Raw genomic sequence first — 21,403 nt, 5'->3', positions numbered from 1 at the left:
CTTTTGAATATTAATTATCCTGAATCAAGAACGTTGCTTGAGTAGTCTCCACCATACTATCAAAACCAATAGCCCATTGGTTTTTTGCAATTGCATTATAAAAATGAATTAACTCTTCGTATTGTCCTTTTTCCGGAGTTTTAGAGTTGATGTCCTTTACTTTTACGCCATAACCCGTAAGTTTTATAAAGTCGTCCATGATGATAGTTTTTTCATCATAATGTACTTCTAAATTCTCTTTTTGATAGCCCTTATTTCCAACAGCAAAATACTGTAAGTTTCCAACCGAGCCGTCTTTATATTTTAATAAGACCGATACATTATCGTCTGCTCTAATATGACCGTTTTTAGGAGATAGTTTTTCAACGCTAACAGAAACAATACTAGAATCTGTTAGATAAGAAATTAAATCTATAAAGTGACATACTTCCCCCACAACGCGTCCACCATGTTCGTGCAAAGCATCAGTAGAAGGCCTAAAACCTGCATTAATTCTGTAACTTATATAAAGCGGGTTAGTACGTTGCTCTGTGTGTGTTTTAATTTCTTGAGCGTATTTACTAAAACGTCTGTTAAAGCCCGTTAACAATTGTGGTTTATTTACAATGCTATCATCATTATAGAAAGCAATTATTTTATCTAATTCTTCTTGCGTTGTTGCTAGAGGTTTTTCTACAAACACATGTTTCCCTGCCTGTAACGATTGTAACACTAAAGCCGCATGATCTTTATGCTGCGTCGTTATAAACACCAAATCTACGTTATCATCTATCAACACATCATTAATATCTGAAGTGGTGTATTTAGCATCAAAATGCGTCGCGACTGTTTTGCTTTTATGCCCCGTTCTATTTACCACCGCATACAAGGCGTACTTGTCTTTCATTTTTTGCATGTTAGGCAAATGCATGGCCGTTGCAAAACTTCCTGCACCAACAAGCGCAACGTTTAAAGCTGAATTTGGTTTTGCATAATTTGTGTTTACTGTAACTTTATTATTGGTTGGGACTTCAGTAGTAGTGTCATAAGACAATATTACAATAACAGGTTTTTACTGGGCTTTGCAGAGAAGCATAGGCTTCTTCTACTTTTTCAATAGGGTATACTTTACTTATTAAAGGTTCTAAATTAACCTTTCCTTCATGAAGCATCTTGAGATACTCGGTCATGTTTCGGTTTTCTGTCCAACGCACATAGCCATACGGATAGTCGTTCCCATCCTCTTCATAACTTCTATCATAACGGCCAGGGCCATAAGAAGTGGACACTAAGAAATCTAATTCTTTTTGGTAGATGTCCTCTCGTTTAATTTCCATTCCGGAAACACCAACTAAAATGACTCTACCTTTTTTCTTACAGGCTTTGAAGGCTTCAGATAGTGGCTCGTTACTTCCCGTCGCTGCTGTAAAAATAACGGCATCGGCTCCAAAACCACCAGTAAAGCTAGTTATGGTTTTTACTACATCACCTTTTGTGGGATTGATAATTAACTCTGCACCAAGTTCTTCTGCAATCTTTAATCTGTCGTCATTAATGTCTGTTACAATAGTGCGAATACCGGAATTTTTTAAATATTGAACCGTTAATAAACCTAAGATCCCCGCGCCAATAACTACTGCATATTCTCCTAATCTTAAATCTGCACGTCTTACACCTTGTAAAGCGATACCGCCTAAGGTTACCGTTGAGGCTAGTTTTAAATCTAAACCTTCAGGTACTTGCATGACTAAATTTTGAGGTACGACCACAAACTCTGCATGATTTGCAATACCTGCTCCAGCGGCAGCTACTTTATCGCCAACTTGAAAATTAGAGACCCCTTCTCCTACAGCAATTACAATTCCTGAATTGGAGTAGCCTGTTGGCGTCCCATACTTTACTTTTTGCTGCACTTTAGAGAACGCTCTAGAAATGCCTTGCGCCTTTGCCATGGCGATAACCTTTTTAAGGTTTTACGGCTGTTTTATGGCACGCATTAAAAGATTTTCTCCACTATTTCCAACACTCTTTAGTTCTGTGCCTGCAGAGATACAACTGTGAGAGACACTAATGAGTACTTCTCCAGCAGATAAAATTGGTGCTGAAACTTCTTCTGCTACTACTTTTCCTTTTTTTATAATGGCTTGTAACATCTTTAATTTAAATTTTCTATTATAAATTTTTCTAAAACTTCGTGTGCTTGTGCATCAAAATGTAAAACATCTATTTTGCCCCTAACGCTTCCGTTAGTATAAACCCCAAAGTTCTCTTTATTCAGTATATATGAAGCATCTATGCATTTCACATTGTTTTCTTTACAGTAGGATTTAACTTGGGAAACTAAATCTGCATATTGATCTTTCTGTGGGTATGCCGATTTTTTATCTGTATGCCAAAACGGTGTTAATAATAAGTACTTCTGTTCTTTTATTTTACTCCAATGCTCTCTATTATAGTTGTAAGATACATTTAAACGTTCTTTTAATTGTTCTTCTGCACTTGGATTTGGTATAATATTTTCATGCTTTACCCCATCAATAATTGGAAACGCTTTTATATCATCAAACCAAACCGTTCCTGTTCCGCCATAAAATAACAAATGTGGCTTAATTGATTTTACTTTTTTATCAAAACAAACCAATATATAATAAATACTACTGTAAAAAACAGTAAGAAGAGTGGGGTAGAAAAAATCATTTAATATATACCTATTTTGGTAAGTCAATATTTTTTAAGGTTAACATTTTATCGTTTTCTACACCTTGGTCAGAGTAGAAATAAAATTTAATCAATTTGTGTTCTTTAGGAACCATTGTAAACTCTTGAGAAATCACAGCTTCATTATCAAGAATGCTAATTTTAGCTACAGAAGGCACTTGACGAACTTCTCGCTCCTTATATAAATCGTCTGTAAATAATTTTGGGTTTTCAGCGTAAAAATTTGCTGAGACTTTTAAACTTTCTATGCGTTCAAGGTCTGATGATGCATCTATTCCATAAATTAATTGATAGTTATTGTCGCCTTTAGCTTGTAAAGCGATGTAATTTACTTTGATATCTTCTGCAAATTCAAAACCGTTTTCAAAAATGTAGTTAAGTTGTAGTGGTACACCTTCTAATTTTGGATAAACTACAGTTGTTTGTTCTTCAACTTTTGGAGAAGTCTCCTTATTCATCGTTTCTTTTTTTGCCTCACCTTTACATGAAACAGCAACTATAAATAGTACTAGTAATACAACGTTTTTCATATTTTCTTGATTTATTGATTTGTGACATTACAAAAATCTAAAACTAATGCATTAGAATTCAGCGCTTTAAATTGATCATGAGCGACTAAGTACACAATAATATCTGCGTCATTTACTGCTTGATCTATAGTATATATTTCTAAAGTTTTATGCGACTCTATATTTGGTTCAACTGGTAAAATACTTAAATTGGAATTTTTAAGAGCTGTCACCACGTGTAATGCCGGAGACTCTCTTAAATCGTCTATATTTGGCTTAAAGGCTAAGCCCATGGCTGCAATTTTAGGTTTCTTGCTATTATCTAATTCAAATTGCAAAGCTGTGTTTTTAATTTTTTCAATAACCCATTCTGTCTTATAGTTATTAATTTCTCTTGCAATACGAATAATTTTTGCTTGCTCAGGAAACTCACTAACTATGAACCAGGGATCCACAGCAATACAATGCCCTCCAACGCCTGTTCCTGGTTGTAAAATATTGACCCTGGGGTGTTTGTTTGCTAACCGAATAAGCTCCCATACATTAATTCCCGCTTCATCACAAATCATAGAAAGCTCATTAGCAAAGGCAATTTGAGTATCTCTTGAAGAGTTTTCAACCAATTTGCACATTTCAGCAGTTTTAGCATTGGTTTTATGTAATTCTCCTTTTACAAAATGCTTGTAAAACCAAACTGCTTTTTCTGTTGATGCTTCATTAATTCCCCCAATAGCCCTGTCGTTATGCTCTAACTCATAAATAACATTTCCAGGCAACACACGCTCTGGACAGTAGGCCATATATATTTTTCCTTTAAGTTACGGTCTTTCAGAAAAAATAACCGCTTCCATTTTTTCAGTGGTACCTACCGGGCTGGTAGACTCTATAATAACTAAAACACCTTCTTTAAGCGTGGGTAAAATAGCACGCGTAGCAGATTCGACATAAGAAATATCTCGTTCATGATCACCTTTAAAAGGTGTAGGAACCGCAATTAAATATACATCGGCTTCAACAGGAGTGGTACTGGCCGTTAAAAATTTGTCTTTTACCACATGGTGCACTAAACCATCTAAATCAGGTTCAATAATGTGAATCTCTCCCTTATTAATAGTGTCTACTACGTGTTGATGGATATCAACCCCTGTGACTTTAATGTTTCTACTCGCTATTAATGCGGCTGTAGGCAAACCAATGTAGCCTAAGCCAACCATTACAACGTTTGGTTTATTACTCATATTTATAAGTTAGAAATGAAGCTTACTATTTTCTGACAAGCGGTACCATCTCCATAAGGGTTATGTAATTTGCTCATTTTTAAATAGGCCGATTCATTATTCAGTAAATTATTTGTTTCTTTTACTATTTTATCTTTGTCTGTTCCTACCAAAAAAACCGTTCCCGCATCAACGGCTTCGGTCTTTCTGTCGTGTCACGCATAACCAAAACAGGCTTCCCTAAACTAGGCGCTTCTTCTTGCACGCCACCACTATCAGTAATAATAAGATGTGATTTATTCATTAACCATACAAACGCTGGATATGATAATGGACTGATAAGTTTTACGTTTTCAATACCAGCTAAAAGTTCGTATACGGGCTTTTGAACATTTGGATTTAAATGTACTGGATAAATGATTTGAACATTCTTATTTTTTTCCGCTATCTCCTTTAAAGCACTACAAATATTAATAAAACCTTGGCCATGGTTTTCACGTCTATGACCAGTAACGAGTATTATTTTTTTTGAATCATCAACAATATGCTTTAGGCGTTCAACCTCGTTATCTGAGTATAGTGATGCCGTTACTTTTCCTGAGCTAAAATCTAATGCATCAATAACCGTATTCCCAGTAACAAGGATGTTTTCTTCTGAAATGTTTTCCCTAATTAGATTCTGTTTTGAAGTTGCTGTTGGAGCAAAATGGTAATCGGATATACTACCAGCAATACTTCTATTCACTTCCTCTCGGAAATGGGGATCTTTTATTAAATGTCCTTAAACCCGCCTCAACATGACACACTTTTGCTCCGAATAAAAAGAAGCAATACTTGCCGCCATTGTCGTAGTGGTATCCCCATGAACATATACATAGTCTCGGCTTAAATTCTTCTAAAATTGGTTTTAAATTTGTTATAATATCTGCAGTAAGGGTATAGAGGTTTTGATTTGGCTTCATTAAATCCAAATCGTAATCTGGTTTAATTTCAAAAAATGACAAAACTTGATCTAACATTTCTCTATGCTGAGCTGTTATACACACTCTAGTTTCAAATTCATTTTTGTTTTTAAGAAACTCCTTAACCAATGGTGCCATTTTTATAGCTTCCGGTCTAGTACCGAATATAATAAGGTTTTTTTTCATTTATTGTTGAGGCTAAGCATTCTATTAACATCGTGCCTTTTTTCGGTTGCAAAAGTAGTATTTTAAATGGACATTCGTAATTTTATGATGCATAAAGTTACACCAATTGTACTTTTAGGCGGTTCAATATTTTAATTTACGCAATTTGAGACTTTTGAGTTAAACCACTCAAATATTGCATTTTAAGTTTCCATAGCTGTTACCATTTTCTCTAGACTTTCTCTCCAAGTTGGAATTTCTATACCAAAAGTTGCCATAATCTTTGATTTGTCTAACACACTATATTTTGGTCGTTCAGCTTTTGTTACAAATGTATTAGAGTCGACAGGATGAACCTCAATATTCGCATTGGTCATTTCAAATATGGCTCTAGCAAATTCATACCAAGTTGTGCTGCCTAAATTACTAAAATGGTATAGCCCATATTTAGTGGGTCCGAAAAGAATAATTTTGAAAATTACGTCTGCTAGATCCGGACCATAAGTGGGTGTTCCTATTTGATCGTTTACGACATTTAGTTCCTTTTTTTCCTTAGCGAGCCTAAGCATGGTTTTTACAAAATTGCTGCCAAAATGAGAATATAGCCAAGAGGTCCTTAGAATATAATAGTTTTTTAAAGTAAAAGCTATTTCTTTTTCTCCAGCTAGTTTAGTTGCTCCATACACCCCTAATGGATGTGTTACATCCTTTTCCTTATAGGGTGTAGTGCTCTTCCCATCAAAAACAAAATCTGTTGAAATATGTATTAAAGTAACCTGATGTTTTTTACAAGACTCTGCTAAAAATTTAACGCCCAGCGTATTAATTTTATAGGCCAATTGTTTTTCATCCTCTGCCTTATCAACCGCAGTGTATGCGGCACAATTGATACAATAATCAAATGGCGTATTTCTAAATAGTGTTTCAACTTGTTTGGCGCTTGAAACATCTAATGCATTACTATCTAAAAACAAAAAATCCAACGATGGATATCCGTTAGATAATGCTTTTATACATAATCCCAATTGACCTTTAGCCCCTACGACAACAATTTTTTTCATGTATAAGTTATTGTGATTTATTGGTCACCTGTTATGCGCTATCAATCATTCTCATAAGTGGTTATGCGATTGACCCGCCCGTCTCATTTAAATAATTCTTTAACTGTTGAAAGTCTTTTGTCTTTTTCAGAAATAATGAATTGTTCCGGTCTAAATTGCCAATCTATATTTAAGGTTTCATCATTATAAATAATTCCGTTTTCTGAAGCCTTTTTGTACCAATTGTCACATTTATAATTAAATACTGCCGTTTCAGTTATTACTATGTATCCATGAGCAAATCCCCTAGGAACAAAGAGCTGCTTTTTATTATCTGATGAGAGTTCAACAGCGATATGCTTTAAAAAGGTTTCTGACTTGGGTCTTAAATCTACTGCCACGTCGATGACAGCGCCCTGCGTCACTCTAACCAATTTGGCTTGTGCATGTTGACCTTCTTGAAAATGAAGACCTCTTAGCACCCCTTTTTTAGAGAATGCTTCATTGTCCTGAACAAAATTAACAGTTTCACCAACAAGAGATTCAAATTGTATTTTATTATAGCTTTCAAAAAAATAGCCTCTATCATCACCAAAAATAGTTGGTTCTAATAGGTAACAGCCCTTTAAAATGGTTTCTTTCGCTTGCATTTCACTCTTGGTTTACTAAACTAATTAAATGCTCTCCATAACCGCTTTTAAGTAATGGCGTTGCTAAATCTACCAATTGTTGTTTAGAAATAAAACCACTACTGTAAGCCGCTTCCTCTATTGCTCCAATTTTCAAACCTTGGCGCTCTTCAATAACTTGAACAAATTGAGAGGCTTGCATTAGCGAATTAAAGGTACCGGTATCTAACCAAGCCGTTCCTTTGTCTAAAATAGAAACTTTAAGCCTCCCTTGTCTCAAATACTCCTTGTTAACGTCTGTTATTTCCAATTCTCCGCGATGACTAGGTTCTATGTTTTTTGCTATTTCAATGACAGTATTATCATAGAAATAAATCCCTGGCACAGCATAATTAGATTTTGGTTTTTCAGGTTTCTCCTCAATGGACAAGGCTTTTCCATTTTTATCAAAATTTACAACACCGTAACGCTCTGGGTCTGTAACGTGATAGGCGTAAACAATACCGCCCTCTGGATTATTATTAGCTTTCAAAAGTTCGGATAATCCCGTACCATAGAAAATATTATCTCCTAAAATTAAGGCGACCTTATCTTTACCAACGAAATCTGCTCCTATAATAAAAGCTTCTGCAAGACCATTGGGTGCCTCTTGGACTGCGTATTGAAAGTTACACCCTAATTGGGTTCCGTCTCCTAACAATTGTTTAAACAGCGGTAAATGTTCCGGTGTTGAAATGATTAATATGTCCTTTATTCCAGCATGCATTAAGGTTGATAGAGGATAGTAAATCATGGGCTTATCATAAATTGGCATAAGCTGTTTACTTAACACTTTCGTTAATGGATGAAGTCTTGTTCCAGAACCTCCCGCAAGTATAATTCCTTTCATGTGGCTGTTTTATTGTTCTTTATTAGTCACCTGTTGCTTCCAATTAGAAATTCACTATGCAAAAGACTTTCGATTCGGAAGGTGTATTAACTATGAGTATTTATTTAAGTACCAATCTATCGTTTTTCGTATGCCCGATTCAAAATTCTCATCGGCCTTCCAGCCGAGTTCCTTTTCAATTTTTGAAGCGTCAATGGCATATCTGAAATCATGACCTGCTCTATCCTTCACAAAGATTATTTGATTTTTATAGGATGCTGAAGCTGGCTTTAATTCATCTAAAATAGAACAAATAGAATCTACAATGTAGAGATTATTTCTTTCGTTTCTACCACCAATATTATATGTTTCACCTGTTTTACCTGTTTTAAACACCAAATCAATACCCTTACAGTGGTCCAAGACATATAACCAATCTCTAATATTTTTACCATCTCCATAGATTGGAATAGCTTCCCCTGATAAGGCCTTTCTAATGATTGTAGGAATGAGCTTTTCATCGTGTTGTTTCGGACCATAATTATTAGAACAATTTGTAGTTATCACAGGCATTCCATAGGTATGAAAATAGCTTCTTACAATAAAATCTGAAGCCGCTTTTGAAGCACTATAGGGACTATTGGGCGCATAAGGTGTTTCTTCAGTAAACAACCCCGCTTCTCCTAATGTGCCATAGACCTCATCAGTAGAGATGTGATGGAATCTAGCCGTCTCAAAGTCTTTTTTAAATTTATTAGGGCTCGCCATCCAATAGTTTTTAGCCACATCCAATAAGTTAAAGGTTCCGGTAATATTAGTGTCAATAAATGCTCCCGGGTTTTTTATTGAATTGTCTACGTGAGATTCAGCTGCAAAATGAATGACCCCATCAAATTTATACTCATTAAACAAACTCTCAACTAATTTTCTATCACAGATGTCTCCTTTAACAAAGGTGTAATTAGCACTATCCTCAACATTCTCTACATTAGAAAGATCACCTGCATAGGTTAGATTGTCTAAATTTACAATATTGTAATCCGGATATTGATAGATAAAATATTCAATAAAATTAGATCCAATAAACCCTAGCCCTCCTGTTATTAGTAGATTCATTTCAGCGTCTAATTATTTGATTGCTCGTGTTTTTTTAGAAACTCTCCTAGGCCTAGAAAAAGGAACACTAACATCATTAATGCTACCGCTAGTAATGGAATTTGAAACTTTCTATCTTGATAATATTCCGTTATATCGTAACCGAAGTAGGAAAATCGGATATTACAGATATAATATTCTCTTCCTTTATCATATTACTAATAACTTCTCTTCTCATCTCCTCTACTTCTAGAATTTCATTTAATAATTCTGCCTCATTAACTAGCAGTTCATTCTTTTGAGCATTTCCTAAATACAGATTGGTACCCGCTCCTGGGGTCGCTGGCTTATTAGACTGATCCGATCTAATTTGCAAATAGACTCTAACCAAGGAATCTATTTTCTTTTGTTGCGCAGCTAATGTTTTTTCTTCTCTTCTATAATTCTCTTGACCTACTTCTTTAGCTCTTCTTAGATAAGGATTTTCAGACAGAACCTTAGGCAGGACATTGTTTAATTTACTGTATATTTTTTTGTCTGTAGAAGCGACTCCTATCTGATGTCTTTTAAAGTTGAACTTACTTACCCGTAATATAAAAGATTCGTATTCCAGTTCTTCTCTAGCTGTAGAATCCAATTCTTTTTTAAATTCAACAAACATTTTCATGTTCTCACTGGGATCGGTCTCCGGTTTTATATAAAATGCCGTAATGGAAGAAGCTTCACTAACTTTAAGACCCAACATTTTTGACAACTCTTCAGCATCCTTGTCTACACTAGCAAGTTCATTTAGGTTTTTGATGTTTTCATAAACCTGATAGCCTGAATTATAATTGGTTTCAATAAACATGTTAGCCCCATAGCTCTTTTCAGATGATCCGTCTAAAAACAAACCAATAGCAAGACCTATAATGGCCGCTCCTATATACCAAAAAATGCGTTTATGAAAGTGCGATAAAATGGAGATTAAGATCTTAAATAGCCCTTTAAATAATAATGCTATGAAATCAAACAGCTTGGAAAATGCATTCCCAATAAGATTAAAAAACACAATTAAATCGACTTCCTCATTGTTGTTTTTGTTAGATGGTAATTCTTTACTCATAATTATCGTTAATTATTAACTAAATATTTGTTGTAATATCTTTCTTGTTATTAGATAGGTTGGTCGCACTCCGAAGTTCCCAGTCCACCCGAAGCTAGTGTGCCCCCTGTTTCTAAAGGGTTGTCACTGGCATAATAAGCATACCGTACTTTTACATCCGGATTGATACTCCCTCTCACTTTGGAGGCGGCTTGTATCGCTTTTTGATAATGTGCCCCTTCCATTTCAAGTCCAATGACATTCCAGGTAGAATTAAAAAAGAACTTCAAAATATCTTTGTTTTGAAGCGACGTACCCAATACAGAGACCATGGTGCCCTCATAAATATTGACGCCCTGTCCTTCTAGATCTGCTTTACTCAATTCGTTTTTAAAAGGGTAATTATCTGCAGTGCCCTCAAAAATATGAGCCGAAGGAATCATAATATCCCCTTTACCACCTTCTAAGATACCTGCTTTCCCCATTATAGAAATAGAATCGATATTTAGGTGAATCTTATCGTTCTTAGTCCCAAAAGGTTTTAACAATTCATCTATGGTTTCGTAGGCTTGTTCCCCAAACGCATAATCCATAACAACAATAACGGGTTTCTCTCCTTCTTTTTGTGAAGCACTAATATCTAAGTCTGTTGTCGCTAAATCAAGTTTTTCTGTGTCAAAGATTTGAACATCAATATTAGTACCGAGAGGTGTCCGGAATAAAAATCATGCCTTGTTGTAACGCTTTTTGAGTGACTTTATTGCGCATCTCAACATTTTCAGAACTACTTAGCGCTTCGTATATTTGAAAAATATCTTTTTTGGTTGCTAAACCCTTAAGCGCTTGTGGTGCATATAGGGTATTCATGACACTATGTAAGTTTGCACTTATAATATGAATGGGCCTGCTTAATAACTTGTTCTTTTTAAGAACTTCTTTTATCGTATTTGCCCAAATCTCTCCGTGAATGTGATGGCCTAATCTTTCTCGTAGTACGGGACTAAATGTGACGGTACGCTTGTTGTTGTTTATGACCTCATCAATAGCTAGTTTTCCTAACCAGTAAATAATATGTAATAACCGTTCAGGATACTTTGGTGTTGCAAAAAGCGCATATGCTTCTGACAATTCTTTAAATGTTCTCCCTAAGATATTTGCTGTGTGTGTAATCGCTATTTCACGTGCTTTTTGGGTGAGTTTCTTTTTGTTTAGAACGGCATCTTCGAGTTTCAACCAATCCCGAGTAGTTGTCCCTTTCTCATCAATAATAATGCGCTTACTAATTTTATGAGACTCAATAAAAAGGAAGGTTAAATGCGTTAAAATATCATAAATTTCAGAACGACCTCGCGTAATTTCAATATTCATTTGCTCATCGTCAATACGATAACAGTTACGTCTCCTCTTTGGTGGTATTATAGGTTCAAAATGAGAGTTTGTGTACCCTTCATCACTGGTTAAGTTAATAAAGCGACACTCCTCTATTCCTATGGGTAGTCTGTCTATAACATAAAGCAATCCTTCTAACTCGGCCTTTTCTTCTGCAATAGAACCATAAATTTCAGGGCGCAAAACCAGTAAAGCTTCACGTAAGGTCTCTCCGGAAATCCCCATAGGCTTATAAAACCCACGATTAAAAAGATGTCGCATGGTAATGTACATTCTTTCAATAGCATTTGAACTCTCTTGTGCTCGCGTTCTCTCGTGTCGTTTTATATTGCTCATGACGTTCTTTTAACAGGCAAATATACTATTATTTAGTGATAATTTCTGCTAATAAAGCATCTGCAATTTTACGGTCGTTTGCTAGTCGCGGAATTTTATTTTGTCCGCCTAATTTTCCAACCGATTTCATGTAGTTTTGAAATCCGTTTTTTCGAATTACAGAAATCTGTAATGGCTTTAAGACTTTGCCGGCTATTAAATCTAGATAATAGCTATTTTGCTTTTGTAACGCTTGATCTATTTTTTGTGCTAAAGCGGAAAGACTTTCTCGGCTCATTTTCAAATTCTATAAACCATTCATGGTACGGTAAACCCGATTCTCGGATTAATTTGAGGCGCGACTGTAAATTCATTAATTCTAATTTTAGTGCCTTCTGTCGCTATTTTTAATGCAGACTCCACCTCTTTACCAATCACGTGTTCCCCAAAAGCAGAAATAAAATGTTTAATACGGCCCGAAACTATAATACGAAAAGGTTTAGTACAAGTGAACTGAACGGTATCTCCAAGGTTATACGCCCAAAGTCCAGCGTTTGTGGAAATGATCATAACATAATTTACACCTAAAGACACATCGGCTAAGGTAATTCGCTTTGGATTTTCACTAAAAAAGTCTTCTGCTTTTACAAACTCATAAAACATACCTGAATCCAACTGCAATAGCATGCCTTTTTCGTTTTGTTTATCTTGAAAGGCAAAAAATCCCTCGCTTGCTGGATAAAGTTCAATGCTATCGACTTTTCTACCTATTAAATTTTCGAATTTGGCTCTATAAGGCTCAAAATTAACACCTCCAAAAATAAAAAGATTGAAATTCTTAAAGAGGTCTCCTACTTTTTTACCTGTTTTCTGTTGCAATTTTTCAAAATACATTTGAACCCAGGAAGGAATACCCGAAATAATGGTCATGTTTTCAGATAGGGTCTCCTCAACAATGGCATCTACTTTCTTCTCCCAATCTTCAATACAATTCGTCTCCCAAGAAGGCAAGCGGTTTTTTTGAAGATACTTTGGAATGTAATGCGCCACAATTCCTGAGAGTCGCCCTAATTGTACGCCATTTTCCTCTTTTAAAACGGGACTTCCCTGAAGGAAAATCATTTTACCATCTACAAATTTTGAATGGCCGGTTTCGTGAATATAAAGTAAAATGGCATTGCGCGCAGCGTTCACGTGATTGGGCATGCTTTCACTAGTAATAGGAATGTATTTTGACCCGTAAGTCGTCCCGGACGTTTTAGCAAAATAGAGTGGTTTGCCTTTCCAAAGCATGTTTTCTTCACCGGCAACAACACGCTCAACATATGGTTTTAAGGCTTCGTAATCACGAATGGGTACCTGCTCTTTGAAATCTTCATAGGTCTTAATTTTTATGAAATCATGATCTATTCCAAACTGCGTGCCTTCTGCTTCCAAAATTAAATGACGAAACACCTTTTCCTGTGTTTCAATAGGGTTATTGGCCCATTTTTGAATTTTTTTGTACGTGCGTTTCGCCAACGGTTTGGCGAGTATGGCTTTTAGTGATATCATTGTTTTAAATAGGTGTTAAACCAATGCAATATTAAACGAGCTCGTTCCATTACAAAATGAGTCAAATTCCGGTTTAAAATTATACTTAACATTTTTTTGTTAAAATTAAAAGGGTCTTTATTGACGCGCTTTCTTTAAATAACCGTTTTCATTAGTATCTCCATGCCTTCTTTTGTTCTCTTTCTTTGGCAAGATAAAAGTAGCCATACAAAGTGCTTCAAATGAGCGACGACATATTTAAACTTTTTTCTAATTCTTAAAATCAATAAAATTTGTTGGATTTACAGGATAACCGTCACTCCATAATTCAAAATGCAAATGTGTTCCCGTAGTGAGTTCTCCTGTGTTTCCCGCAGTAGCAATCACCTCTCCGGCTCTTACTAGATCCCCTTGAGATTTTGTTAGAGATGCATTATGTTTGTAAACCGAAATTAAGCCATAACTGTGTTCAATTAAAATCACGAAACCTGTTTCGGCAGTCCATTCAGAAAAAATAACTGTGCCATCTGCCGTCGCTTTAATAGGGGTGTTTTTAGCCACTATAATATCTACCGCATAATGTTTTTCTTCAATATTATAAGCGTCGCTAATTTCACCATTTACCGGTGGAAAAAGCACAAAATTCACCTTAGATTTCGCTGAATCAAACAGGCTATATTTATCCTCTTTATCTACTTTAGCTCTTAAAATGGAGTCTTCCTTTATTGGGTTTAAATCTATCTCGCTTATATCAACACTAGCCGCTCTGATAATCGAATCTCTATTAATGTTAACACTACTGATCTCTCCTTTCAACACCTTTTTAATAGATGCGTAATATTTATCATTGTTCGTAATGATTTGATGTAAAGAATCTGTTTTATAATTTAATTCAAGTGCTTGTTTTTTTAAAGCTGTTGATGAATATCCAGGGATGTATTCTCTCAAAGGCGTAAAGGCAATAAGTAAAATGGTAAAGGTTATTAATACAATAGAAGAAATACCTAACAAAATAAAAACATTTAGTCGTGTTAACTTTAAAGCCAACCGCTCTTCAAAGGTGTCTTCATTGAGAATTACCAAACGGTATTTATGAAGTAATTTTTTAGATATTTTTTTCGATTTCTTTTTTTCCATAATCAATTATTGACAAATATAATCAAGGCTTTTTTGTAAAGCATTTTAAATATAATATTTTTTAATAAAGCACTTTGCAAATTAGATTTAATATTTTGTTTTTAAGATGGTTACGCCATTTATAGACAACCCGATTTTATAAAATTGAGGACGCTTCCCTTGTGTTTGTTCTTTATTATCTGTTGCTTTGAATCAAATACTCAAGCACATGTTACATTTATTAATTAGAGTTTCATTCATAATAGTTCTTAATATAAAAGACACATTATTACTAACTTATTAATCGTCTAAAAATTATGAATGAAAATAATATTTTCCCGTAAGATATTCTTCACAATACGGTTGAATATCATATTGCTAAGCATAGTAAAAAAACGAATCTGATTTTTTGGATTATATTTTTTGCTTTGACTGGTACCTTTATAATGCTTCCCTTTATAGAAGTAGATATTTATACTACCAGTCGTGGTATAATTACTTCTCACGAAAAGCCCGTGACACTTTATGCGCCTGTGAGTGGAAGAATAACATATTTTAACCTTATTGAAAACATGTCGGTCTCAAAAGGGGACACCCTGCTGGTGGTAAACCAAAGTATTCTAGAAGAACGTGATCATCTTATGGATTCTCAAAAAGAGGATATTGAAGACTTTATAGTAGACTTAAATTATTTAATAAAAGGGGATTATTCATCTATTAAAACGAATCAATATCAAAAGGAATACATTCGGTTTCAGCAACAATTATTTAATGTAAATACACTAATTAAAAACACAAATGCTGAATACAATAGATCAAATGCGCTCTATCAAAAAGGAGTGATTGCAAAAGCAGAATATGATCGTGCGCTGTTAGATTTAAACAAGTTAAAGAATGACAAAGAAAACACCATTAAACAATCTCAATTAACATGGCAAAAAGAGCTTACAGACTATAAGCGGGCCTTAGAGGATTTAGAATCGAACAAAAAACAGCTTGAAGAGGAAAAAACTATGTATGTTCTAATTGCACCAATAGACGGTGAGCTTATAAATGTTCAGGGCTATAACCAAGGTAGCGTATTAAGTCCCGGAAGTACTTTAGCTAATATCTCACCTAGTAAAAATTTAGTCATCGAATCTTATTTATCACCTACGGATATTGGCTATATCAAAGAGGGTGTTTCTGCAAAATATCAAGTGGATTCTTATAACTCCAACCAATGGGGGTTTGCCACAGGAAAAATTACTGAAGTTGGAAAAGATATAGTACAAATTAACAACAGAAATATTTTTAAAGTGAGAAGCTCTTTAAATGAAACCTATTTATCCCTAATTAATGGCGCTCAAGGCCAATTAAAAAAAGGAATGACAGTGACCAGTAGATTCTTTTTAATACGAAGAAGTCTTTATGATTTATTATTTGACAGTATAGACGATTGGTTTAACCCTTATAATCCTACAAATGAGTAAGATAGAAATAAAACAACATGATTTTAGCGACTGTGGTGCGGCTTGTTTAGCGTCTATTTCAGAACATTACAAACTAAGTCTTCCTATTTCGGAATTAGGCAATACGCAAGTACAAATCAAAAAGGAACGACCCTTTTAGGGTTAAGGGAAGCAGCCTTAAAACTAGATTTTATTGCAAAAGGCGTTAAGGCCTCTATGGATAGTTTAGAGGAAATCCCGCTTCCTGCTATCGCTCATGTGATGATTAAGCTTGAAGAACATGAGTTTCCACATTATATGGTAATCTATAAGGTCACTAAGGATTATGTTAAGGTTATGGATCCTGCTAATGGAAAACTAGAAAAGAAAAGCAGGGCCGAATTCGAGACTATTTTCACAGGCTATATGCTTATTCTTATTCCGGATGAAGATATCTTTAAGGAACGAAACGAAAAATTCTCTAACCTTAAAAGAATGTCTTTTCTTTTAAACCCACATAAGCACATTTTAATTCAAGCTTTAATTGGCTCCATTTTATATACTATTTTGGGTTTTTCTGTGTCTATTTATATAGAAAAAATTACAGATTTTGTTTTGGTAAGTGGCAACAAGAGTTTACTTAATTTGATGAGTATTATTGTGTTGGCCTGCATAATACTGCAATTCTTATTTGGCGCCCTCAAAGATGTCTTTATGCTTAAAACGAGTCAACAAATTGACTCCAGGCTTATTTTAGGGTACTATAAGCACCTATTTACAATGCCCCAAAAATTCTTTGACACTATGCGAATAGGGGAAATTATGTCGAGAATAGGAGATGCCGTAAAAATTAGACTACTTATAAATGAAACGGCTTTAAATATATTGGTTAATATATTTATTGTTGTGTTTTCATTCATCTTCATGTTTACCTATAATGTAAAACTAGCTGGTATTATCATGCTTATTATTCCAGTATATATTATTATATACTTTATTGTGAATAAGTTGAACAAAAAAGTAGAGCGTGAAGTTATGGAAAAGAATGCTTTACTAGAGTCTCAATTAGTAGAATCTATTAAAAACATTGGTACGGTAAAAAGGTTGTCTCTTGAAGAATTCTCAAAAAACAAAACAGAATTAAAGTTTATAGATTTATTAAAAACCATCTATAAATCTGGACTAAACAATGTTTTCTCTAGTACTTCAACTGGCTTTATATCGAGAGTATTTACAGTTATTTTATTATGGGCTGGGACGTATTATGTCATAGATGGAGAAATTACGCCTGGAGAATTATTCTCTTTCTATTCGATTATTGGATACTTTACAGGGCCAGCATCTCAGCTTATTGGCACTAACAAATCCATTCAAAATGCGATGATTGCTGCCGATAGATTATTTGGGATTATGGATCTTGAAACCGAAGCTAACGAGGCCAACATAGCCATTACTGAACATTCTTTTGGAGACATTCAATTTGATCATGTTCGTTTTCACTATGAATTAGGAAGAGATATTTTTAAAGATATTAGTTTAACCATTCCAAGAGGTAAGTTTACGGCTTTGGTTGGAGAAAGTGGTAGTGGAAAAAGTACCATTGCTTCACTTATTCAAAACATATATCAACCTTCAGAAGGTAAAATCCTCATTGGAGATTACGATCTAAAATACATTACCAAAGACAGTATTAATGCGTTAGTAACCACTGTGCCTCAGAATGTTGAACTCTTTGATGGCTCAATAATTTCAAATATCGCAATAGGTGAGTACAGTCCAGATATGGAAAAAATAATTAAAGTATCTAAACAGGTTGGTGCTTATGAATTTATTGAATCACTTCCTAATGGTTTTGAAACATATTTAGGCGAATTCGGTGCCAACCTTTCAGGAGGAGAAAGACAACGTATTGCTTTTGCTAGAGCACTTTATAAAGAACCCGAAATACTCATTTTAGATGAGGCTACTTCAGCATTAGATTCTGAATCTGAATTGGTAATTAAAGACCTCATCGAAGATTTAGTTTCACAAGGAAAAACGATAATAATTATTGCCCACAAACTACAATCTATAGTTAAAGCCGACAAGATCATTGCCATGAAAAAAGGTGAGGTCATTGAAACCGGAACACATACAGAACTTTTAGCTAAAGATGGCTACTACAACAAAATGTGGCAAAATTTAAATGTATAACTAAAAAAATCCGTCAATTATGAAAAATCATTCATTTGCAAACCAAGCGGTTGTTAGAACACCGCTAAGCGCTAAAAAAATTGATATTACTTGGGAAGGTATTCAAGAAATATTTAAAGACACTAAACATAGAGAGGCTTTGTTTATTGGCTCTCCCAATATCTATAAAGCAATGGAAATGTGGGAACGTGGTGAAGCCTTTCAAACCGAAGATGACCTTAAAAGTCTTAAAGGCTCGCTTTATAAATACACGTCACGATTATCTAATCGTTGTACACCATTTGGTCTGTGGGCCTCTGTTAGTACGATAGGCTTAGCTAAAGAAACAAACATTGATGTTGCCAACGCTGATTTGAAGCGTACTACAAAATTTGATATGTATTTTCTTGGTGAGATTTTACCGGAAATAACTAAACATAAAGAGATTAGAGACGTCCTTAAGTATTACCCTAATAACTCTATGTACAAAGTAATGGACAAATATCGCTTTGTAGAATATTACTTTAAAGATAGCGCTAGATGCCACAAAATATCTGAAGTGGATATTAATGAGTATTTAGAAAAAACCATTGCAATTGCTCAAAAAGGGGCAACAATTGCTGAACTTATAAAACCAATTACCGATGATAATATTAGTGTTGAGGATGCTAGAACTTTTATTAACCAAGTTATAGATAGTCAGTTTTTTGTAAATGAATTAGAATTTACGTTAACTGGAGACGATTATTTAGAAAGTCTATTAGCTGTTTTAGCAGAAAACCGATTCGATTTTTATGAAGCTAATGTTGTAAAAGAATTGCTTTTATCTCTAAAGAGTAAAATTTCTGATATTGATGACGCTGTATTTAATGATCCAAATAAATACACAGAAATACATGAGCAAATCGAGAAGGAAATACAGGAAGCAGATCTTACCAAGCTCTTTCAAGTAGATAGCTATAAAGATTTATCGACATCCACTTTGAGTTACGGAATAGTTAAAAAACTTAGAAATGCTATCGTTGCATTAAATAAGTTACAATCTGAAAAAAACAATCCGACATTAGACGAGTTTAAAAAGAAGTTTCAAGAACGTTATGAAGAATATGAACAGCCATTAATAAACGTCTTAGATCCCGATTTAGGTATAGGCTATGGTAGCGGTTCCGGAGCAAAAACCCCCTTAGTCGATAAATTATCTATTAGAGGAAAACGAGCTAAAAACAGTCAAATAAATTGGAACAACAAAACAGGTTTTATATTTAAAAAAGCGCTTCATGCACTTCAAACTGGTACAAAAGAGATCATCTTAACCGATGAAGAAATTAATCAGTTTAAAGAAAATGAAAGCCTCTATCCGGATAGTTTTTCAACATTTTTTAATGTATTTCACGAAAATGGAGAAGAGAAAGTACACTTAAAATCTGTTTGGGGGCCATCGGCAAACGGATTAATTGGACGTTTTGCTCATTTAGATGAGTCTATTGAAACCATGTGTGATGAGATTCATGGCCATGAAAAAGCCTTATACCCAAATAAAATTTTAGCAGAAATAATTCATCTGCCGCAAGCGAGAACTGGAAATATTTTATACAGAAAATTTCAACGTGACTATGAAATTCCCTATTTAGGAAATTCTTCATTAGATAAAGAGCACCAATTGGATGTTTCAGACTTATATGTTTCTGTTAAAAGAGGAAAAGTGATTTTGCGTTCAAAACGCTTAAATAAAGAAATTATTCCTCGTTTGGGTAATGCGCATAATTATAGTGCAAATGCATTACCTATTTATAATTTTTTATGCGATTTACAAGACCAAGAACAAGCTGGACTTACCTTTAGCTGGGGAAGCTTAAGAAATGAATTTGAGTACTTACCAAGAGTGAGTTATAAAGATGTTATATTATCTCGTGAGACCTGGAACTTATCGAGTAAGACTATAAAAGCGTTACTTGACACCAAAGAAGAAAACGTAATTGAAGCCGTAAGAGCATTTCAAAAAGAGAGAAACATACCCCATGTCGTTGCTTTTACACAAGGAGATAACGAAGTGGTTGTTAATTTTGAAAATGATTTAAGTTGTACCGTGTTTTATTTTATGTTAAAAGGAGAAAATTTTATTCAGCTTAAAGAATTCTTTTTCACAGAAGACACAGTAACAGGAGCGTATTGTAATGAGTTTATATTACCATCTTATAAAAATGCCCCTCAAGATTCAAAGCAAGAACAGCCACTAGAAGCACAAAAAGGCACTTTACAAAAAGCTTCATACTCTACCGGAGATGAGTGGCTATACTACAAGTTTTATTGTGGGGAGCGTGTAGGAGAAAAATTACTAAACCAAGCCATTAAGCCTATAGTTGACGAACTTGAAGCTAATAACCTCATCGATAAGTGGTTCTTTATTCGCTATGCAGATAAAGATGGTCACCATTTACGTTTTAGAATTCATTTAAATGACCGAGACAAAATTCTCTGAGTGTGTATTAATCATCAAAAAACACATTCAGCCGTTTGAAAACAACCTGTTAATTTGGAAAACACAAACAGATACATACTTAAGAGAATTACAACGTTATGGTTTTGAATCTATAGATGCTACTGAGGAATTATACTATAATGACAGCGAGGCCACTGTTAAGTTCGCTGATTTAATTGAAGGAGATGCAGGGGAACGCATTCGTTGGTTATTCTCACTGCTCTCTATGGACCATTTACTCAACGACTTTGGTTTTGATATAAAGCAAAAAATGCAGCTCTTAAATGTCGCCAAAACAAGTTTTGGAAAAGAATTTAATAAAACGGGAACTCTTAATAAACAGGTTAACGAACTTTATAGCGAAAACATGTCTAACATAGAAGTTTTTTTAAATGAAGAAGCTAAAGCAGACATGTACGGCCCACTTTGGGATATTTTGAAAGAACGGTCACTCAAAAACAAACCAGTAATTGATCAATTAAAATCTTTAGCCGCTCAAAATATTTTACCTGGTGGGTTAGAAAACACCGTGTTAAGTTATTTACATATGGTTTGTAATCGTATTTTCTTAGCAAAACAACGCGTGCATGAAATGGTCGTTTACGATATGTTATTTAAATATTACAGTAAACAAATGCACACTCAGAAAAAGACAAAAACAAAAGTAAGCGCATAGATTAATAGCTAATTAAGTTAAAAGAGA

General features: G+C 34.5%; 16 protein-coding genes and 5 pseudogenes. 5 read left to right on the top strand and 16 right to left on the bottom strand.

All coding sequences use genetic code 11. The annotated features are described in order from the left end of the window. Positions 1-10: 10 nt before the first annotated feature. The 16 genes and pseudogenes from N7U66_RS12920 to N7U66_RS12845 all read right to left on the bottom strand — a co-directional run bounded on the left by N7U66_RS12920 (position 11) and on the right by N7U66_RS12845 (position 14,640). Complete coding sequence (locus N7U66_RS12920; RefSeq protein WP_267675636.1) at positions 11-1,033, bottom strand: Gfo/Idh/MocA family protein; 1,023 nt, start codon at positions 1,031-1,033, stop codon at positions 11-13. Next, entirely contained in the window at positions 1,023-1,931 is a 909-nt protein-coding gene (locus N7U66_RS12915; protein WP_267675635.1) for a zinc-dependent alcohol dehydrogenase, read from the bottom strand. The genes N7U66_RS12920 and N7U66_RS12915 overlap by 11 nt, the downstream gene beginning before the upstream one ends. A 21-nt stretch (positions 1,932-1,952) precedes the next feature. Continuing rightward, complete coding sequence (locus N7U66_RS12910; protein WP_267675634.1) at positions 1,953-2,132, bottom strand: hypothetical protein; 180 nt, start codon at positions 2,130-2,132, stop codon at positions 1,953-1,955. A gap of 2 nt (positions 2,133-2,134) precedes the next feature. Next, a complete protein-coding gene (locus N7U66_RS12905) occupies positions 2,135-2,704 on the bottom strand; it encodes a hypothetical protein (protein ID WP_267675633.1) in 570 nt (189 codons plus the stop codon). Beyond that, entirely contained in the window at positions 2,688-3,227 is a 540-nt protein-coding gene (locus tag N7U66_RS12900) for a hypothetical protein (protein ID WP_267675632.1), read from the bottom strand. The genes N7U66_RS12905 and N7U66_RS12900 overlap by 17 nt, the downstream gene beginning before the upstream one ends. Before the next feature lie 11 nt (positions 3,228-3,238). Further along, positions 3,239-4,444: pseudogene (wecC, locus tag N7U66_RS12895) on the bottom strand (UDP-N-acetyl-D-mannosamine dehydrogenase). A gap of 2 nt (positions 4,445-4,446) precedes the next feature. After that, positions 4,447-5,168 (bottom strand): annotated as a pseudogene (gene wecB, locus N7U66_RS12890) (non-hydrolyzing UDP-N-acetylglucosamine 2-epimerase). Next, the gene (locus tag N7U66_RS12885) at positions 5,161-5,571 is read right to left on the bottom strand and encodes a UDP-N-acetylglucosamine 2-epimerase (RefSeq protein ID WP_267675629.1); all 411 of its coding nucleotides are present in this window, start codon (positions 5,569-5,571) and stop codon (positions 5,161-5,163) included. The pseudogene wecB and the gene N7U66_RS12885 overlap by 8 nt, the downstream one beginning before the upstream one ends. A 182-nt stretch (positions 5,572-5,753) precedes the next feature. Further along, positions 5,754-6,611: a dTDP-4-dehydrorhamnose reductase gene (gene rfbD, locus N7U66_RS12880; protein ID WP_267675627.1), complete on the bottom strand. Its 858-nt coding sequence runs from the start codon at positions 6,609-6,611 to the stop codon at positions 5,754-5,756. 83 nt (positions 6,612-6,694) lie between these two features. Next, on the bottom strand, positions 6,695-7,240 hold the full coding sequence (gene rfbC, locus N7U66_RS12875) for a dTDP-4-dehydrorhamnose 3,5-epimerase (protein WP_267675625.1): 546 nt from the start codon (positions 7,238-7,240) through the stop codon (positions 6,695-6,697). A 1-nt stretch (position 7,241) separates the two neighbouring features. Continuing rightward, complete coding sequence (gene rfbA, locus N7U66_RS12870) at positions 7,242-8,108, bottom strand: glucose-1-phosphate thymidylyltransferase RfbA (RefSeq protein WP_267675623.1); 867 nt, start codon at positions 8,106-8,108, stop codon at positions 7,242-7,244. Between the two features lie 90 nt (positions 8,109-8,198). Further along, on the bottom strand, positions 8,199-9,203 hold the full coding sequence (rfbB, locus tag N7U66_RS12865) for a dTDP-glucose 4,6-dehydratase (protein ID WP_267675620.1): 1,005 nt from the start codon (positions 9,201-9,203) through the stop codon (positions 8,199-8,201). A 130-nt stretch (positions 9,204-9,333) separates the two neighbouring features. Further along, a complete protein-coding gene (locus tag N7U66_RS12860) occupies positions 9,334-10,287 on the bottom strand; it encodes a hypothetical protein (RefSeq protein ID WP_267675618.1) in 954 nt (317 codons plus the stop codon). A 15-nt stretch (positions 10,288-10,302) separates the two neighbouring features. Then, positions 10,303-11,991 (bottom strand): annotated as a pseudogene (locus N7U66_RS12855) (DUF6909 family protein). A gap of 28 nt (positions 11,992-12,019) precedes the next feature. After that, positions 12,020-13,524: pseudogene (locus tag N7U66_RS12850) on the bottom strand (GH3 auxin-responsive promoter family protein). Positions 13,525-13,773: 249 nt separating this feature from the next. Continuing rightward, a complete protein-coding gene (locus N7U66_RS12845; RefSeq protein ID WP_390886574.1) occupies positions 13,774-14,640 on the bottom strand; it encodes a M23 family metallopeptidase in 867 nt (288 codons plus the stop codon). Between the two features lie 425 nt (positions 14,641-15,065). Here N7U66_RS12845 and N7U66_RS12840 point away from each other — a divergent pair, with 425 nt between their 5' ends. The 5 genes and pseudogenes from N7U66_RS12840 to N7U66_RS12825 all read left to right on the top strand — a co-directional run bounded on the left by N7U66_RS12840 (position 15,066) and on the right by N7U66_RS12825 (position 21,376). Beyond that, positions 15,066-16,091, top strand: a complete 1,026-nt coding sequence (locus N7U66_RS12840) for an HlyD family secretion protein (RefSeq protein WP_267675614.1) — start codon at positions 15,066-15,068, stop codon at positions 16,089-16,091. Continuing rightward, positions 16,084-16,436 (top strand): annotated as a pseudogene (locus tag N7U66_RS22600) (cysteine peptidase family C39 domain-containing protein); the annotation flags it as partial. The gene N7U66_RS12840 and the pseudogene N7U66_RS22600, both read left to right, overlap by 8 nt. 39 nt (positions 16,437-16,475) lie before the next feature. Then, positions 16,476-18,242, top strand: coding sequence for a peptidase domain-containing ABC transporter (locus N7U66_RS12835; protein WP_390886656.1), 1,767 nt, complete (start codon positions 16,476-16,478; stop codon positions 18,240-18,242). Between the two features lie 19 nt (positions 18,243-18,261). Next, positions 18,262-20,700, top strand: coding sequence for a lantibiotic dehydratase (locus N7U66_RS12830; protein WP_267675613.1), 2,439 nt, complete (start codon positions 18,262-18,264; stop codon positions 20,698-20,700). Then, entirely contained in the window at positions 20,678-21,376 is a 699-nt protein-coding gene (locus tag N7U66_RS12825; RefSeq protein ID WP_267675612.1) for a thiopeptide-type bacteriocin biosynthesis protein, read from the top strand. The genes N7U66_RS12830 and N7U66_RS12825 overlap by 23 nt, the downstream gene beginning before the upstream one ends. Positions 21,377-21,403 lie beyond the last annotated feature (27 nt).

Source organism: Lacinutrix neustonica, assembly GCF_026625145.1.
Taxonomy (GTDB): Bacteria; Bacteroidota; Bacteroidia; order Flavobacteriales; family Flavobacteriaceae; genus Lacinutrix; species Lacinutrix neustonica.
The sequence above is the reverse complement of the archived record's forward strand: the minus strand, read 5'-3'. Positions and strand labels throughout refer to the sequence as shown.

Coding starts and splice junctions, on each gene's coding strand:
- N7U66_RS12915 (WP_267675635.1), bottom strand. CDS start 1,931: ATGGCAAAGGCGCAAGGCATTTCTAGAGCGTTCTCTAAAGTGCAGCAA.
- N7U66_RS12910 (WP_267675634.1), bottom strand. CDS start 2,132: ATGTTACAAGCCATTATAAAAAAAGGAAAAGTAGTAGCAGAAGAAGTT.
- N7U66_RS12900 (WP_267675632.1), bottom strand. CDS start 3,227: ATGAAAAACGTTGTATTACTAGTACTATTTATAGTTGCTGTTTCATGT.
- N7U66_RS12885 (WP_267675629.1), bottom strand. CDS start 5,571: ATGAAAAAAAACCTTATTATATTCGGTACTAGACCGGAAGCTATAAAA.
- rfbD (WP_267675627.1), bottom strand. CDS start 6,611: ATGAAAAAAATTGTTGTCGTAGGGGCTAAAGGTCAATTGGGATTATGT.
- rfbC (WP_267675625.1), bottom strand. CDS start 7,240: ATGCAAGCGAAAGAAACCATTTTAAAGGGCTGTTACCTATTAGAACCA.
- rfbA (WP_267675623.1), bottom strand. CDS start 8,108: ATGAAAGGAATTATACTTGCGGGAGGTTCTGGAACAAGACTTCATCCA.
- rfbB (WP_267675620.1), bottom strand. CDS start 9,203: ATGAATCTACTAATAACAGGAGGGCTAGGGTTTATTGGATCTAATTTT.
- N7U66_RS12860 (WP_267675618.1), bottom strand. CDS start 10,287: ATGAGTAAAGAATTACCATCTAACAAAAACAACAATGAGGAAGTCGAT.
- N7U66_RS12845 (WP_390886574.1), bottom strand. CDS start 14,640: ATGGAAAAAAAGAAATCGAAAAAAATATCTAAAAAATTACTTCATAAA.
- N7U66_RS12840 (WP_267675614.1), top strand. CDS start 15,066: ATGCTTCCCTTTATAGAAGTAGATATTTATACTACCAGTCGTGGTATA.
- N7U66_RS12835 (WP_390886656.1), top strand. CDS start 16,476: ATGCTTATTCTTATTCCGGATGAAGATATCTTTAAGGAACGAAACGAA.
- N7U66_RS12830 (WP_267675613.1), top strand. CDS start 18,262: ATGAAAAATCATTCATTTGCAAACCAAGCGGTTGTTAGAACACCGCTA.
- N7U66_RS12825 (WP_267675612.1), top strand. CDS start 20,678: ATGACCGAGACAAAATTCTCTGAGTGTGTATTAATCATCAAAAAACAC.